Source organism: Dyella choica (assembly GCF_003977665.1).
In the GTDB taxonomy this organism is placed as follows: Bacteria; Pseudomonadota; Gammaproteobacteria; order Xanthomonadales; family Rhodanobacteraceae; genus Dyella_B; species Dyella_B choica.
Window position 1 is genome coordinate 1 of record NZ_RYYV01000011.1, and the last position, 13,774, is coordinate 13,774.

At 62.9% G+C, this 13,774-nt stretch carries 11 protein-coding genes; 6 read left to right on the forward strand and 5 right to left on the reverse strand.

Annotated elements, in window-relative coordinates; all coding sequences use genetic code 11:
- The 3 genes from EKH80_RS24210 to EKH80_RS14745 form a co-directional block, all read left to right on the forward strand.
- On the forward strand, nucleotides 1-228 hold a 228-nt coding region (locus EKH80_RS24210), incomplete at its 5' end, for a hypothetical protein (RefSeq protein ID WP_230473709.1).
- 77 nt (nucleotides 229-305) lie between these two features.
- Nucleotides 306-992 carry a rhomboid family intramembrane serine protease gene (locus EKH80_RS14740; RefSeq protein ID WP_230473711.1) on the forward strand — a complete coding sequence of 229 codons (687 nt, stop codon included), beginning with the start codon at nucleotides 306-308 and terminating at the stop codon, nucleotides 990-992.
- 10 nt (nucleotides 993-1,002) lie between these two features.
- Complete coding sequence (locus EKH80_RS14745) at nucleotides 1,003-1,326, forward strand: DUF1820 family protein (protein WP_126685541.1); 324 nt, start codon at nucleotides 1,003-1,005, stop codon at nucleotides 1,324-1,326.
- A gap of 2 nt (nucleotides 1,327-1,328) precedes the next feature.
- Here the strand turns inward: EKH80_RS14745 and EKH80_RS14750 are convergent, their stop codons facing one another.
- Both EKH80_RS14750 and tfpB read right to left on the reverse strand, forming a co-directional pair.
- Nucleotides 1,329-2,051, reverse strand: a complete 723-nt coding sequence (locus tag EKH80_RS14750) for a glutamine amidotransferase (protein WP_126685542.1) — start codon at nucleotides 2,049-2,051, stop codon at nucleotides 1,329-1,331.
- Nucleotides 2,052-2,074: 23 nt separating this feature from the next.
- Nucleotides 2,075-3,898, reverse strand: coding sequence for a type IV pilus assembly ATPase TfpB (gene tfpB / locus EKH80_RS14755; protein WP_126685543.1), 1,824 nt, complete (start codon nucleotides 3,896-3,898; stop codon nucleotides 2,075-2,077).
- 89 nt (nucleotides 3,899-3,987) lie between these two features.
- On the opposite strand from tfpB, the gene glyQ reads away from it, so the two are divergent.
- Both glyQ and glyS read left to right on the forward strand, forming a co-directional pair.
- Nucleotides 3,988-4,899: a glycine--tRNA ligase subunit alpha gene (glyQ, locus tag EKH80_RS14760; RefSeq protein WP_126685544.1), complete on the forward strand. Its 912-nt coding sequence runs from the start codon at nucleotides 3,988-3,990 to the stop codon at nucleotides 4,897-4,899.
- Nucleotides 4,896-7,043: a glycine--tRNA ligase subunit beta gene (gene glyS / locus EKH80_RS14765; protein WP_126685545.1), complete on the forward strand. Its 2,148-nt coding sequence runs from the start codon at nucleotides 4,896-4,898 to the stop codon at nucleotides 7,041-7,043. The genes glyQ and glyS overlap by 4 nt, the downstream gene beginning before the upstream one ends.
- Before the next feature lie 69 nt (nucleotides 7,044-7,112).
- Here glyS and EKH80_RS14770 read toward each other — a convergent pair whose 3' ends face one another.
- Entirely contained in the window at nucleotides 7,113-7,688 is a 576-nt protein-coding gene (locus tag EKH80_RS14770; RefSeq protein WP_126685546.1) for a helix-turn-helix domain-containing protein, read from the reverse strand.
- Nucleotides 7,689-8,224: 536 nt separating this feature from the next.
- Here EKH80_RS14770 and EKH80_RS14775 point away from each other — a divergent pair.
- A complete protein-coding gene (locus EKH80_RS14775) occupies nucleotides 8,225-9,088 on the forward strand; it encodes a YbaY family lipoprotein (protein WP_126685547.1) in 864 nt (287 codons plus the stop codon).
- A 78-nt stretch (nucleotides 9,089-9,166) separates the two neighbouring features.
- Here the strand turns inward: EKH80_RS14775 and EKH80_RS14780 are convergent, their stop codons facing one another.
- Both EKH80_RS14780 and EKH80_RS14785 read right to left on the reverse strand, forming a co-directional pair.
- Entirely contained in the window at nucleotides 9,167-11,209 is a 2,043-nt protein-coding gene (locus EKH80_RS14780; protein ID WP_126685548.1) for an autotransporter outer membrane beta-barrel domain-containing protein, read from the reverse strand.
- 196 nt (nucleotides 11,210-11,405) lie between these two features.
- Nucleotides 11,406-13,730: a Tex family protein gene (locus tag EKH80_RS14785; RefSeq protein WP_126685549.1), complete on the reverse strand. Its 2,325-nt coding sequence runs from the start codon at nucleotides 13,728-13,730 to the stop codon at nucleotides 11,406-11,408.
- Between the last annotated feature and the right edge of the window lie 44 nt (nucleotides 13,731-13,774).

Here is a 13,774-nt window from a genome sequence, read left to right on the forward strand (position 1 = left end):
GTTTTTTCTTTACGCGCCTCGGCGCACCCGCAACAGGTCACCGCCAGGGGCTTTATCCCTAAAACGCCTTCCCATCCGGGAAGGTGTTTTGCTTTGCGCGCGTTGTGCCGGATAAACGCACGGACTTTGACGTACCTCACCGTCATTCCGGCGCAGGCCGGAATCCAGTCTAAATACGCGTCCGAAGGACTCAAAGCCAGACTTCGAGTGCTTCGCACGGCGCACTGAAACTGGATTCCGGCCGTCGCCGGAATGACGGTGAGGCAAAATAGCGCTCGACCAGCACACGCGTCGAGGAGAACACCGTGTTTGTGAATGTCGAAACCCGGCGCCAGCCACGCCTGCATTGGGCCGCCACGCTGCTGATCCTCGTCTGCGTGGTGACCTTCGTGACCCTGGCTCTGATGTCTCCACCGCAACGTGTCACTTTCTTGCTGGAATGGGGCACCATTCCGGCCAATGTCTTCGACACGCACCAGCCGTTCTGGCAGAAGCTGCGCGATCCGGCATTGTTGCGTCTGGTCACGGCCCTGTTCATCCATGTCGCTTGGTTGCATCTTCTCAGCAACCTGTTGTTCCTGATGATTTTTGGCGTGCCGGCGGAACGTACCCTGGGATCGATCCGCTTTCTGGCACTGTTCCTGGTCGGTGGGGTCGTTGCCAACTTTGCCGGAGCGATTTCCCTCGCGGGGGAAGTCAGGCCGATCATCGGTTGCAGTGGTGCCGTGTCGGCGGTGCTGGGAGCCTACGTTTCGTTATTTCCACGGGCGCGCCTCGGCTTGGTGCTGCCCCTTGGCTTCTATCTTGAGTTCGTGCGCGTGCCTGCGTTCCTGCTGATCGGGATCTGGGCGCTGCTGCAGTTGCTTTTCAGCTACGTGGGCGGCCCCAGCTACGGTGGCTATGCCTGGTGGACGCATCTGGCCGGATTTCTGTTCGGCGTGCTGCTCGCCCTGTTGTCCCGCGACGCAATCATGCGCCGCATGCGCAAGTAAGATAGGCGCCATGCGTACTCAGAAACTTTACAAAGTCACTTTCCTGCACCTGAGCAAGTGCTACGAGCTGTATGCCCGGCATGTCGCTTCGAGCGGCCTATGGGGTTTTACTGAAGTGGGCGACCTGGTATTCGAGCCGGCTGGCGAAGGGATCGTGGTCGATCCCACCGAAGAACGCCTGCGCGAGGAGTTCAAGGATACGCGCATGCTGCACTTGCCCATGCAGGCGATCGTGCGCATCGAGGAAGTGGATCGCAAGGGCGCGCTGGCCATTCGCGATGCGGCGGACGGCCAGAAAGTCACGCCTTTTCCCATGCCGCCGCGTAGCCGCTAACGCTATACGCGGCTGAGTCCGTGATGTCGCGAGAACATCTTCAGTAGGCGCCGTGCCAAAGGCGTCGCCGCCACTTGCCGATAGGCGCGGTGCGGATCGAAACCTTCGCGACGCATATCGTGGTGCTTGCGCTGAATGTAGGCGCGCATCACGTCGGCGTTGAATTCCGGATGGAACTGCACGCTGACGGCGTTTTGGCCATAGCGAATCAAGTGGTGGGGATCGCGCGCCGAATGAGCCAGCACCTTCGCGTCCCTGGGGACCTCAAGCACGCTCTGTTCGTGGGTGGTATGCGCGCGAAATTGTGTCGGCAGAAACGTAGTCAGCTCGTCCTGTGCCGCGTCGGGCAGCAGTTCGATCGGCAGCGTACCGATCTCCCTGCCTCCAGGCAGGTAATCCACACGTCCGCCCAACGCATGCGCCATCAACTGATGGCCATAGCAGACGCCGAGCAAGGGCAGGTCGATGTCCATGGCGCTGCGGATCCAGCCCGCCGTTTGCTCGCTCCATGGTGCGCGGTCGGTCACCATCGCCGCAGAGCCGGTGATCAACGCGCCGGCTATTTCCTGGGGGGACGGCAAGGCTTCTCCCGCTGCGACGTTCACTACGCGCAACCGTTGCGGCGCAAGCTGTGCGCCAAGGCGAAACCAATGGGGAAAATCGCCATGCCGTGCCCGGATGCTCTCGGGGGCCTGGCCGGTACGGATGATCAGAACGGGTTTCATGCAGGCTATCGGGGTAAGAGCTTTCAGCGAGGCGTATCTTCAACGTGCTCCACGGGAGGTACCACGGTCAGCACTTCCTGCACGGTGGTCAGGCCGCGTGCAACCTGGTCTGCCGCGGAAATGCGCAACGGGCGCATGCCTTCGAGCAAGGCCGCCTGGGCGAAATGAATCAGGTCGAGCTGCGCGCTGATCATGCCACGCAGGCGCGGACTCAAGGGCATCATTTCATAAATGCCGGTGCGGCCCATGAAGCCGGTGTGGCGGCACTCCAGGCAACCCAGCGGCTTGAACACGCGTTCGGGCACCGGCATCGACCAGCCATGCGTCAGCACCGCCCACTCGTGCGGATCCTGTTGCGTTTCCAGCTTGCAATGCGGGCACAGGGTGCGCACCAGGCGCTGTGCGACCACTCCGGTCAGCGTGGATTGAATCAGGTAATGCGGAACGCCCAGGTCGAGCAGTCGCGTCACGGCACTGGGCGCATCGTTGGTATGCAGCGTGGATAGCACCAGGTGGCCGGTCAATGAAGCCTGCACCGCCATCTGCGCCGTTTCCAGGTCGCGGATTTCGCCGACCATGATGATGTCCGGGTCCTGGCGCAGCAGTGTCCGCACGCCGGTCGCGAAGTCCAGATCGATCGCAGGCTGGACCTGCATCTGGTTGAACTCGGGCGAGACCATTTCGATCGGATCCTCGACCGTGCACACGTTGATGTCCGGCGTGGCCAGATGCTTCAGCGTGGAATACAGCGTAGTGGTCTTGCCCGAGCCGGTCGGTCCGGTGACCAGCACGATGCCATGCGGACGCTCCACCATGCTTCGCCACATGGTGTCTTCCGCCGGCGAAAAGCCGAGCTGCGAGAAATCCTTCGCCACGATGTCGGGGTCGAAGATACGCATCACCATCTTTTCGCCGAACGCGGTGGGCATGCTGGAAATACGCAATTCCACTTCGCGGCCCGAGGTGGCCCGCGTCTTGATGCGACCGTCCTGCGGACGGCGCTTCTCCGCCACGTCCATGCGCGAGAGGATCTTGATGCGCGACGTCACCGCCGTCATCACCGGCGGCGGCAGCTCGAAGACCTTGTGCATCACGCCGTCGATGCGAAAACGCATGACGCCTGCTTCGCGGCGTGGCTCAAGGTGGATGTCCGATGCGCGTTGCTCAAAGGCATATTGCAGCAGCCAGTCGACGATATGCACGACATGGCGATCGTCGGCACCTACTTCGCCGGCCTTGCCCAGCTCCAGCAACTGCTCGAAATTCAGCAGGGCCGAGGAGTCGTAGCCGCCCTGGTTCTTGGCGTCCTTGGCGAGCTGGATCGAACGCTGGACGCCGTAGAACTCCTGCAGATAACGGTTGATGTCGATGGGACTGCAAACCACGCGGTGCACGTCCCGGCGCAGCATCTGCGCCAGATCCTTCGACCAGGAATTGTCGAACGGCTCCGCCGTGGCGAACGTTACCTCGCCGGGTGTCGCAGCTACCGGCAAAATACGATGGCGCTGCGCGTAGGCGTGGCTGACCACCTGTGTAACCGCCGCCACGTTGATCTTCATCGGGTCGATTTTCAGGTACGGCAGGCCCGCCTGGCCGGCCAGCCATTCGGTCAAGCCCTCCAGGCTGAGCGGTCGGCCCGGCTCCCTGCGGTTGATGAGCTTGGCATTGGCGATGATCACCAGCGGGTTCAGCTCCACCGAGCTGCGCCCGGCGTGATGTCCCACGCGCAGCTGCTTGGCATCGTCGGCCGAAAGATAGCCATCCACGACCAGCGCGGCCAGGAGGTCGTCCAGCGCCAGCCGGCCGCGCCGGCCCAGCATGGAGGCGATTTGTTGCGTAGCTGCCATGGGTGGATTTCCCCTTGTAGCGCTGGAAAAACGGCGAAAAGTTGCGCTGCGGCTATACTAACGCGCTTTACACTCAGGTTAGGGAAGAGATGTCCGCGCCTACCTTCCAGGATGTGATCCAGACCCTCAATCGCTATTGGGGCCGCCAGGGTTGCGTGCTGCTGCAGCCGCTCGATACCGAAGTCGGTGCCGGCACTTTCCACCCCGCCACGTTCCTGCGTGCGCTCGGGCCCGAGCCCTGGGCCGCGGCTTATGTGCAGCCCTGCCGCCGCCCTACGGATGGCCGCTACGGCGAAAATCCCAATCGCCTGCAGCATTACTACCAATATCAGGTGGTGATGAAGCCGAACCCGGAGAACATCCTCGAGCTCTATATCGGCTCGCTCAAGGAGCTCGGCCTCGATCCGCAGGTGCACGACCTGCGTTTCGTGGAGGACAACTGGGAGTCGCCCACGCTCGGCGCCTGGGGCCTGGGCTGGGAGGTGTGGCTCAATGGCATGGAAGTCACTCAGTTCACCTACTTCCAACAGGCCGGCGGCCTGGAATGCAGGCCGGTCACCGGCGAAATCACCTACGGCCTGGAACGCCTGGCCATGTACCTGCAGAACGTGGACAACATCTACGACCTGGTCTGGACGGAAGCCCCGCACGGCAAGGTCAGCTACGGCGACGTGTTCCATCAGAACGAAGTGGAGCAGAGCACCTACAACTTCGAGCATGCCAACGTAGCGGAGTTGTTGCGCTGGTTCGACGTGTGCGAAGGCGAAGCCAACAAGCTGATCGCCGCAGGCTTGCCGTTGCCGGCCTATGAGCAAGTGATGAAGGCAAGCCATACCTTCAATCTGCTCGATGCACGCCGCGCGATCAGCGTCACCGAACGGCAGCGCTACATCCTGCGCGTGCGTACCTTGTCGCGCAGCGTAGCCGAAGCTTACGTGGCGCAGCGCGAAAAGCTCGGGTTCCCGGGATTGAAGCAACCGAAAAAGGAGCAGGCCGCATGAGCGCCGCCAAGTCATTGCTCGTCGAGCTGGGCACGGAAGAACTGCCGCCGAGGGCGTTGGACGAACTGGGTGCCTCGTTTCTGCGCGGTATCTGCGAAGGCCTGGGCAAGCGTGGCATCGCTGCGCAGCTTGAACAGGCGATGCTGTATGTCACTCCGCGGCGTTTGGCCGTCTATGTCCCGGAAGTCGCTGCTGCGCAGCCGGAGCAGTCGATCGAACGCCGTGGTCCAGCGGTGAATGCCGCGGTCGATGCGCAAGGCCAACCCAGCAAGGCGCTGATCGGTTTTGCGCAGTCCTGTGGGGCGAGCGTGGAGCAGCTGCAGAAGCTCGAAACCGACAAGGGGTCCTGGTTCGTCTATCGCAGCGTCAAGCCCGGCCAGCCGGTCGCCGACCTGCTGCCTGAGATCGTCGACGAAGCGCTCAAAGGCCTGCCTATCCCCAGGCCCATGCGCTGGGCTGACCACGATTACAGCTTCGTGCGCCCGGTGCACTGGCTGGTGATGCTGCATGGATCGCAAATCGTCGAAGGCGAGGTGCTGGGTTTGCGCAGCGGCCGCCAGTCGCGTGGCCACCGCTTCATGCATCCGCAACCCGTGCATCTGGCGGATGCGGACAGCTATGTCGATGCGCTGCGCATGGCGAAAGTGCTGGTCGATCCGATCGAGCGCCGGCAACGCGTTCGCGCCGAAGTAGCCCGGGTGGCGAAGGAAACCGGCGGCACTCCGCGGCTCGACGACGCACTGCTGGATGAAATCGCCAACCTCACCGAATGGCCGGTGGCGATCGCCTGCGCGTTCGACCGCGAATTCCTGAGCGTGCCACCCGAAGCCCTGGTCACCACGATGGAGGCCAACCAGAAGTTCGTGCCGGTGTTCGACGCCCAAGGCAGGCTCAGCGAGCACTTCATCGGCATCGCCAACATCGACAGCAAGCATCCGGGCGAGATTCGCAAAGGCTACGAACGCGTGATCCGTCCGCGCTTCGCCGACGCGAAGTTCTTCTGGGATGAAGACCTGAAGACATCGCTGGCGAGCTATCAGGATGGCTTGAAGAACGTGACCTATCAGCAGGCACTAGGCAGCCTGTGGGACAAGAGCGTACGCGTGGCCGAGATCGCACGCATCATCGCCAATCGAGTCGGTGTCGACGCCGCGATGGCGACGCGCGCGGCAAGTCTGGCCAAATGCGACCTGCTTACGCGCATGGTTGGGGAATTCCCCGAGCTGCAGGGGGTGATGGGCCGCTACTACGCGCAGCACGACCGGGAATCGCCGGAAGTGGCCGACGCGCTCGATAGCGTTTACCAGCCACGCTTCGCGGGTGACACGATCGCCGCAGGCAAGGTAGGGCAGGTGCTCGCGATCGCCGAGCGCGTCGACACGCTGGCCGGTATTTTTTCGGTGGGCTTGAAGCCCAGCGGCAACAAGGATCCGTTCGCCTTGCGTCGCGCGGCACTGGGTTTGGCGCGCACCTTGATCGAGGGCCGGCTTGAGTTCGACCACAAGGCGCTGTTCTGCGAAGCGTTGGAATTGTTGCCGGAGACGGCCCTGGCTGCCGGTCTGAAGCCTGGCAAGGACGGCAAGGCGCCCACGCTCGATCCCGGTCAGCGCCGTGCTGCGCTGGCGGCAGAGCTCAACGAATTCGTGCTCGAGCGCCTGCGTGGCTACTACGCCGAAAAGGGCTACACCACCGAGCAATACGAAGCCGTGCTGGCGGTGACGCCGGTAAGCCTGGTCGATTTCGATCGCCGCCTGCGCGCTGTGGTCGAATTCGGGCGGCAGCCGGAGGCGGCAAGCCTGGCGGGCGCCAACAAGCGCGTTGCGAACATCCTGCGCAAGCAGCAGGAAGAGCACGGCGTGCAGAGTGTCCGCGAGCAGGTCGATCCTGCGCATTTCGAGGAAGATGCCGAGCGTGCGCTCGCGCAAGCGCTGGAAGCCGCGCAAACCGATACCGCTGCCGCGTTAGGACGCCGGGATTACACCGCCGTACTCGCGCGCCTGGCCCAGTTGCAGGCGCCTGTCGATGCGTTTTTCGATCACGTGCTGGTGAATGCCGAGAACCCGGTGGTGCGCGCCAATCGGCTCGCCCTGCTTGGGCGATTGAAGGCTCAATTCACTGCCATTGCCGATATAGCGCGCCTGTAACGGCGCGGCGGGAAACCAAAAAAAACGGCAGCTGCGTGCTGCCGTTTTTTTTGCCCGTTCGAAAGCGGATCAGGACGCGAGTCGATTCGCCGCGAGACCTTTCAGTCGCTCGGCAAGGCGGTGATTGAACGTCACCATCGCTGTTGCATCGACGTCATTGCCGCCCGGACCGAGGATGTCGTAAAGCTCGGCGAGCATGTCGGCGTTTTCGGCCAAGGTCAGCTGGCTGTCCGCCAGCTCCAGTTCCGACTGCAAAATGCGCAGCGCCGTGTTCAAGCGCTGCACATCCATGCCGCCGGCCACGAGGGTGTCGGCGGCGGCGCGCAGCTTGGTGCGATGGCGCGAGGCGATCGACTCGGCGTTGGTGGTGTTCATGTCATCGGAAACCACCGCGCCGGGATCGAGCATCGATCCCTCGCCGGCGACCAGCCAGACCAGGGAGATGCCAAGAGTGCGCGCCAGCGTAACGCAACGCGCGCGCGAGGGGTCCGTATTCCCGTCGCGCCAGCTGCGCACCACCCCCTCCGAAAACCCGCACATGCGTGCGATCTCCGTGACGCTGCCTACCCTCTGGATCAGCAATTTTATGCGATCGGCGAAGGTATTGGCCGGCTCAACCAGGGGGGTATGGGCTTGCAGGTTCATCGCGGGAATTCCACAATATTTTCGACTGTTTGACTGGTAAGTGCTTGCCAGCCTTCCTGTTTTATAGACCAACGGGCTGTCGCGAAAATGCCGTCCGCCGCAAGATTATGGTCCGGAACTGCTTTATTTTGCGGATGGCAGCGCGGAGAAGACGTCATCCTACGCCGCACAAACGCGGAAGTCGTTTCGGGGTTGACACCCCAGGGTTCGGAAGGTGGCAAGAAACTGCGGCGACAGCGGGCTCGACCCGGTCGAGCCAAGCCGATGCCGATAGCCCCGGATGCCTTGATCTGGCGCCATTTGCCCCGTGTTTTACGGCATTGGCCATCCCGCTAAAGCCGCTAACCTATTCATCCATGGACGACACGGCTCCGCGTACCCGAGCTGAACATACGGCGGCGAATGGGTCACTTTGCCCGTTGACTTTTCCGCCAGTGCTCTTTGGGCTATGCTCTGAGGCTCCCCCGCGCTGTTTGCGACGCGACGCGTTCGGCAAGCATCGCGTTCGAATTGATCCAACCCGAGGTTCCCATTCCATGCGCAGCGTTGTTTGGTCGCTGATGACAGTGGCAGCGGTGGCAGTAGCCGGCTGCAATAATTCTTCAAGTCCGGCGTCGTCGACCGGCACGGATGGTACGGATGCGAGTGCGCCGGCTACCGCCGCGCATAGCGTCACCGGTACCGTCACGCTCCGTGGCGGCATCACGCCCTCGCCGCAGGACAAGCTCGACATCAGCATCGTCGATGTGACGGCGCAGGGCTCCGCTCCGCTGGCGACCAAGCAGATCGCGCCGGCCACGACGTTCCCGCAGCAGTTCGAGCTGGATTTCAATCCCGCCAACGTGGCCACCAACGATCTCTACATCGTGCAGGCGCAGCTGACCGACGGCGACCGCCATTACATGATGCCGCTGCAGGTGCCGGTGCTGACCAAGGGCAACCCGACCGCCAACGTCAACATCGAACTTGCCCCGGAGCAGACCCCGGGCGAAAAGCAGCTCGTCGCGTTCCTGGGCGTGCAGAAGCAGATCGGTGGCATGAAGCGTACGGCCGGCACCAAGCTTGAGCAGAACGCTTCGCGCGCCTGGCAGGTATTCCGTGACGGCGGCGAAGTGAAGTTCATCCGTGAGCTGGTCGACTACGGTGACAAGGGCTTCACCAGCACCGATTACGCCTACAAGGACGGCAAGCCGTGGGTCGCGCAGCAGCAGCATAAGCCGAGCCAGAATGCCAAGCCCACTGCGGTGGATACCGCGGGCTGGGGTGACGACGGTTCGCTGGTGCTGAAGACGCATGAAGCCGGCGGCAGCTCTTCGCCGTTGGGTGACAGCGATGCCCAGAATCTGCAGCAGCAGGCCAAGGACATTCTCAACATGGCGACGGGCGGCAAGGGCAAATAAGCCCCGCTTGCCAATGTCAGCATAAAAAAAGCCGCCCTGAACCGGGCGGCTTTTTTGTGGCCAGGGGCCAGGCCCGGCTTAAAAGCCGAGCTTCATTCCAAGGTTGACGCCATTGATGCGCTGGCTGTTGTCAGCGAAATGGCCGTTGTAGGCGATCCAGCCGGAGAGGTTCGGGGTGATCTGTGCGCTCAGGCCCACGTTGGCCGAACCCCAGTTCTTTTTCGGCGTGAAGCCGGCCATCTCGAAGCTGCCGTTCATGCTGTTGAGGCCGGCGGTCACCATGTCGGTGCCAGCACGGCTGTCGTGGTTCCAGCCCAGTTCGACAAACGGGGCCAGGTCCATGCCGCTGTACTGCCAGTGGCCCTGCAGGCGCCAGCCCAGCGTGCTGATCAGGGCGTTGCGCTGCTGGCGGCCGAACCACATCGCCGTCGCATCGTTGCCGTTTTCACTGTAGCCGTCGATCTTGATGTTCTGGTATTCGAAATTCGCGAACGGACCGGTCTTCAGCGAGCCAACGTCGAACCAGTAACCCCCGTGCAGCCCTAAGCCGACATACGAGCCATCGACCTTGCCGCTCTCGTGGGTGCGATCGTTGCCGATCATGAACACGCGGTTGACATTGGTATAGCTGGCCTGGCCGAAATCGCCATACACGCCGGCATAGGCGCCGCCGGTGTGCCAGGTGAGGTAGCCCAGGCCGGTGAGCGCCTGCAGTTTGTAGCCGCCACCACCGCTAACGTCGGCATAGTGTTCGCCGATGCCCACTGCGACGCCCCCGGAGATGCTGTCAGTCGCGTGGATATCGGCACCGACGGTGAGATCGACGTTGTTGCTGGTGGTCTTCGGTGCGCCGGCGCGCTGATCGAAGCGCTGGTTCGAATAGTTGATATTGGCGAATGCGCGCGTGGTGCTGCCGAAGTTGTCGGCCATCATCTGGTTGCGCACCACGGCGGTCTGCGTGGTCACGGCGGTAAGCGGGGCTTCCTGCAGCAACGAGATCTGTTGCGGCGCGGCCAGCTCCGACAGCACCACCTGCGACAACATCATGTGAGCCGCGGTCGTGGGGTGCACGCCATCCGCAAAAAAATAGGTCTGATTCGTACCCGGCGCATAGGTATACGGCAGGCCGGAACCCTGCGGACCGCATTGCACCGAACTGGAGCCGGCGCCGCAGGCCGGTGTGGTGACATTGGTGAAGCCGTACGCCGCAGGATTGGCGATCGCCTGATTGAGCAGGGCGAAGGTGTTGACCGGAATGATGCCTTTGCCCAATCGCCCAAGGCCCGCATTGAGCTGGCTGTTGAAGATCACGCTCAGGCCGGTCAGCGAGGCCGCCGCGGCACTGCCTTGCGCAAGCGCTTCCGGCGTCAGGCCGATATTCGGTAGGTTGAACACCACGATGTTCTTGGCGCCGGCGGCCTGCAGCGCGCCAATCAGCTTCACTTCCTGCTGCCCGGCGGCTGCGATGGTGGCCTGGGCCTGGGGCGCGGTTTGCAGCGAAGACACGCCTGCTGCCGCGGCTACCTGGGAGTTCACCTGGGCGGTCACGGCGGGGGTGATCTGCGCTTCGAAAGCAGCGATGGCGACTGGGCTATTGGGGATCAGTCCTGCGGCGACCGCCTGGGAGGCCTGCGCGGCCAGCGTTTGGGCGATGATCTGCTGGGCGGCAGAGCCAGCCGCCACAGATGTCGCAGCGTTGAAGATATCGTTGTTGCCGCCCCACATCGTATACAGGGCATGGCTGTTCACGCTGTTGCTGGCCAGATAGCTGGTTACCTGGCTGGTAATGGTCGGCACCGCGGCCGGCGTGCCCGGTGAGTTGTTGTTGATGCCGGCGCCACCCCAGGCGTAGTCGGTGCCCCCGGCCAGCGAGGCGGTCAACGAATAGCCCAGGCCGGCTGCAACGTTCTGTACCGTTACCGCACCGGGATTGGTGGTGAACTCCAGCGGCGGCTGGATGCTGGGGTTGGTCGCCAGTGAAATATTGCCTGCGTCACTGAGGCTGTCGCCAAAGGCCACCACACCGTTGAAGGTTGAATGCGGATTGCCCGTAGCATGTACGGCGCCGACCATTCCGAGGGCCAGCGCCACGGCGCCGGCGATCTTGCGAGGGTGCAACATGTGGGTGCTCCTGCGTCTGTTTGTTATCAGGGCGTTACGTTAATGCATGCCATACGGCAGCGCATGCTGCGCTGCAAGCAAGGCATCTACCCGCAAGAGTGTTTTCGAGGTATTGGATAGGCTGGGATGACAATTCCAGCATCAGCAACACCCGAAAGCCGGGATTGCCATCCCAGCCTACGTCACCTGGTCTGGCCTAACGCTTGAGTGCCTTGGAGAAGGCATCCGCAAACGCGCTGTTGGCTGGCGCCGCGGACGGTTTTGGCGAGGAGGCGCCTGGCCGGGGGCCGCGTCCATCACGTCCACCACGTGCTTCGCCGCCAGCGGGCTTGCCGCCGCGTGCCTGCTGCCCCGGTTCGTCATCCAGGCGCATGGAAAGGGCGATACGCTGGCGTGCGATATCCACCTCCATCACCTTCACCTTGACGATGTCGCCGGCCTTCACGGCATCGCGCGGATCCTTCACGAAGCTGTGCGAGAGCGCAGAGACGTGCACCAGGCCATCCTGATGCACGCCGATGTCGACGAACGCACCGAAGGCGGCCACGTTGGTGACGCGGCCTTCGAGAATCATGCCGGGCTTGAGGTCCTTCAAATTCTCCACGCCCTCGGCGAAGCTGGGTGCGACGAACTCCGGGCGCGGATCGCGGCCAGGCTTTTCCAGCTCCTTGAGAATGTCGCGTACGGTCGGCAGGCCGAAGCGCTCGTCGGTGAATTGTTCGGCTTTGAGGCCGCGCAGGAAGCTGCTGTCGCCGATGATGCTTTTCACTTCGCGGCCGCATTGGGCGATGATGCGTTCCACCACCGGGTAGGCTTCTGGATGCACGGAGCTTGCATCCAGAGGGTTGTCGCCACTGGCGATGCGCAAAAAGCCCGCGCATTGCTCGAAAGCCTTGTCGCCCAGGCGCGGCACTTTCAGCAGGGCCTTGCGATTGGCGAAGGGACCATTGGCGTCGCGATGCTTCACTACGTTCTCGGCAACGCTCGGCGTAAGCCCTGCCACGCGCGAAAGCAACGCCGCGGAAGCGGTGTTCACGTCGACGCCGACGGCATTCACGCAGTCTTCCACCTTGGCATCCAGCGTGCGCGCCAGCTTTACCTGATTCACATCGTGCTGATACTGGCCGACGCCGATCGCCTTGGGTTCGATCTTCACCAGTTCGGCCAGTGGGTCTTGCAGGCGGCGAGCAATGGACACGGCGCCGCGCAAGCTCACATCAAGCTCGGGAAATTCCTTCGCTGCGGTTTCAGAGGCGGAGTAGACCGAAGCACCGGCTTCGCTCACCACGATCTTGGCCAACTTCAGATCCGCATGCTTCTTGATCAGCTCGCTGGCCAGTTTGTCGGTTTCACGCGATGCCGTGCCGTTGCCGATGGCGATCAGGTTCACGCCATGCTGCTTGCTGAGCACCGCCAGGCGCGCGATCGACTGATCCCACTGATTGCGCGGCTCATGCGGATAGATGGTGTCGGTGGCCAGCAGCTTGCCGGTGGCATCGACCACCGCCACCTTCACGCCGGTGCGAATGCCCGGGTCCAGCCCCATCACGGTTTTTGCGCCGGCCGGCGCGGCCAGCAGCAGGTCCTTGAGATTGTCGCCGAACACGCGGATCGCTTCGTCTTCGGCCCCTTCGCGCACGCGACCGAACAGATCCAGCGTGAGATGCAGATGCAGCTTCACGCGCCAGGTCATGCGTACTGTTTCACGCAGCCATGCATCCGCCGCGCGACCGCGGTCGATGATGTTGGCATGCGATGCGACACGGCCTTCGGCTTCGTGGTGGCCCTGCTCGGCTTCCAGCGTGGGCAGCAGCTCCAGTTCGATCACGCCTTCGTTGCGCGCGCGCATCAGGGCGAGCAGGCGATGCGACGGAATTTTGCCGATCGGCTCCATGTGATCGAAGTAGTCGCGGAATTTCGCGCCTTCGTGTTCCTTGCCTTCAACCAGCTTGGCGCGGATCTGGCCTTTGTCCCATAGCCAGTCGCGCAGTTCGCCCAGCAGTTGCGCATCTTCGGCGATGCTTTCCATCAGGATCGCGCGCGCGCCATCGAGGGCGGTGCGCACATCGGACACACCTTTTTCCGCGTCGACGAACGGCACGGCGAACGCTTCGGGCGCCTGCGTGGGGTCTTCACGCAGGCCGATGGCAAGCGGTTCCAGGCCGGCTTCACGCGCGATCTGTGCTTTGGTGCGGCGCTTGGGCTTGTAGGGCAGGTAAAGATCTTCCAGGCGTGCCTTGGTGTCGGCTTCGACGATGTCCTGCTTCAGCGCGTCGGTGAGCTTGCCTTGTTCCTCGATGCTGGCGAGGATCGCGCTGCGGCGTTCCTCCAGTTCGCGCAGATAACGCAGGCGTTCCTCGAGCGTTCGCAGTTGCGTATCGTCGAGGCCGCCAGTGACTTCCTTGCGGTAACGCGCGATGAACGGCACGGTGGCGCCGCCATCGAGCAAGTCCACGGCTGCGCGGACCTGTTCCGACTTGGCGGCGATGTCTTGGGCGATGCGTTGTTCGATGCTGAGCATGATGAAGCAATACTTCCTTGCGCCGGCCTTATGCTTGCGGCGTA

Bases quoted from the DNA above. Each gene is read 5' to 3' on its own strand.
- EKH80_RS14780 (WP_126685548.1), bottom strand. From the start codon at position 11,209: ATGTTGCACCCTCGCAAGATCGCCGGCGCCGTGGCGCTGGCCCTCGGA.
- EKH80_RS14750 (WP_126685542.1), bottom strand. From the start codon at position 2,051: ATGAAACCCGTTCTGATCATCCGTACCGGCCAGGCCCCCGAGAGCATC.
- EKH80_RS14745 (WP_126685541.1), top strand. From the start codon at position 1,003: ATGCGTACTCAGAAACTTTACAAAGTCACTTTCCTGCACCTGAGCAAG.
- glyQ (WP_126685544.1), top strand. From the start codon at position 3,988: ATGTCCGCGCCTACCTTCCAGGATGTGATCCAGACCCTCAATCGCTAT.
- EKH80_RS14770 (WP_126685546.1), bottom strand. From the start codon at position 7,688: ATGAACCTGCAAGCCCATACCCCCCTGGTTGAGCCGGCCAATACCTTC.
- glyS (WP_126685545.1), top strand. From the start codon at position 4,896: ATGAGCGCCGCCAAGTCATTGCTCGTCGAGCTGGGCACGGAAGAACTG.
- tfpB (WP_126685543.1), bottom strand. From the start codon at position 3,898: ATGGCAGCTACGCAACAAATCGCCTCCATGCTGGGCCGGCGCGGCCGG.
- EKH80_RS14775 (WP_126685547.1), top strand. From the start codon at position 8,225: ATGCGCAGCGTTGTTTGGTCGCTGATGACAGTGGCAGCGGTGGCAGTA.
- EKH80_RS14785 (WP_126685549.1), bottom strand. From the start codon at position 13,730: ATGCTCAGCATCGAACAACGCATCGCCCAAGACATCGCCGCCAAGTCG.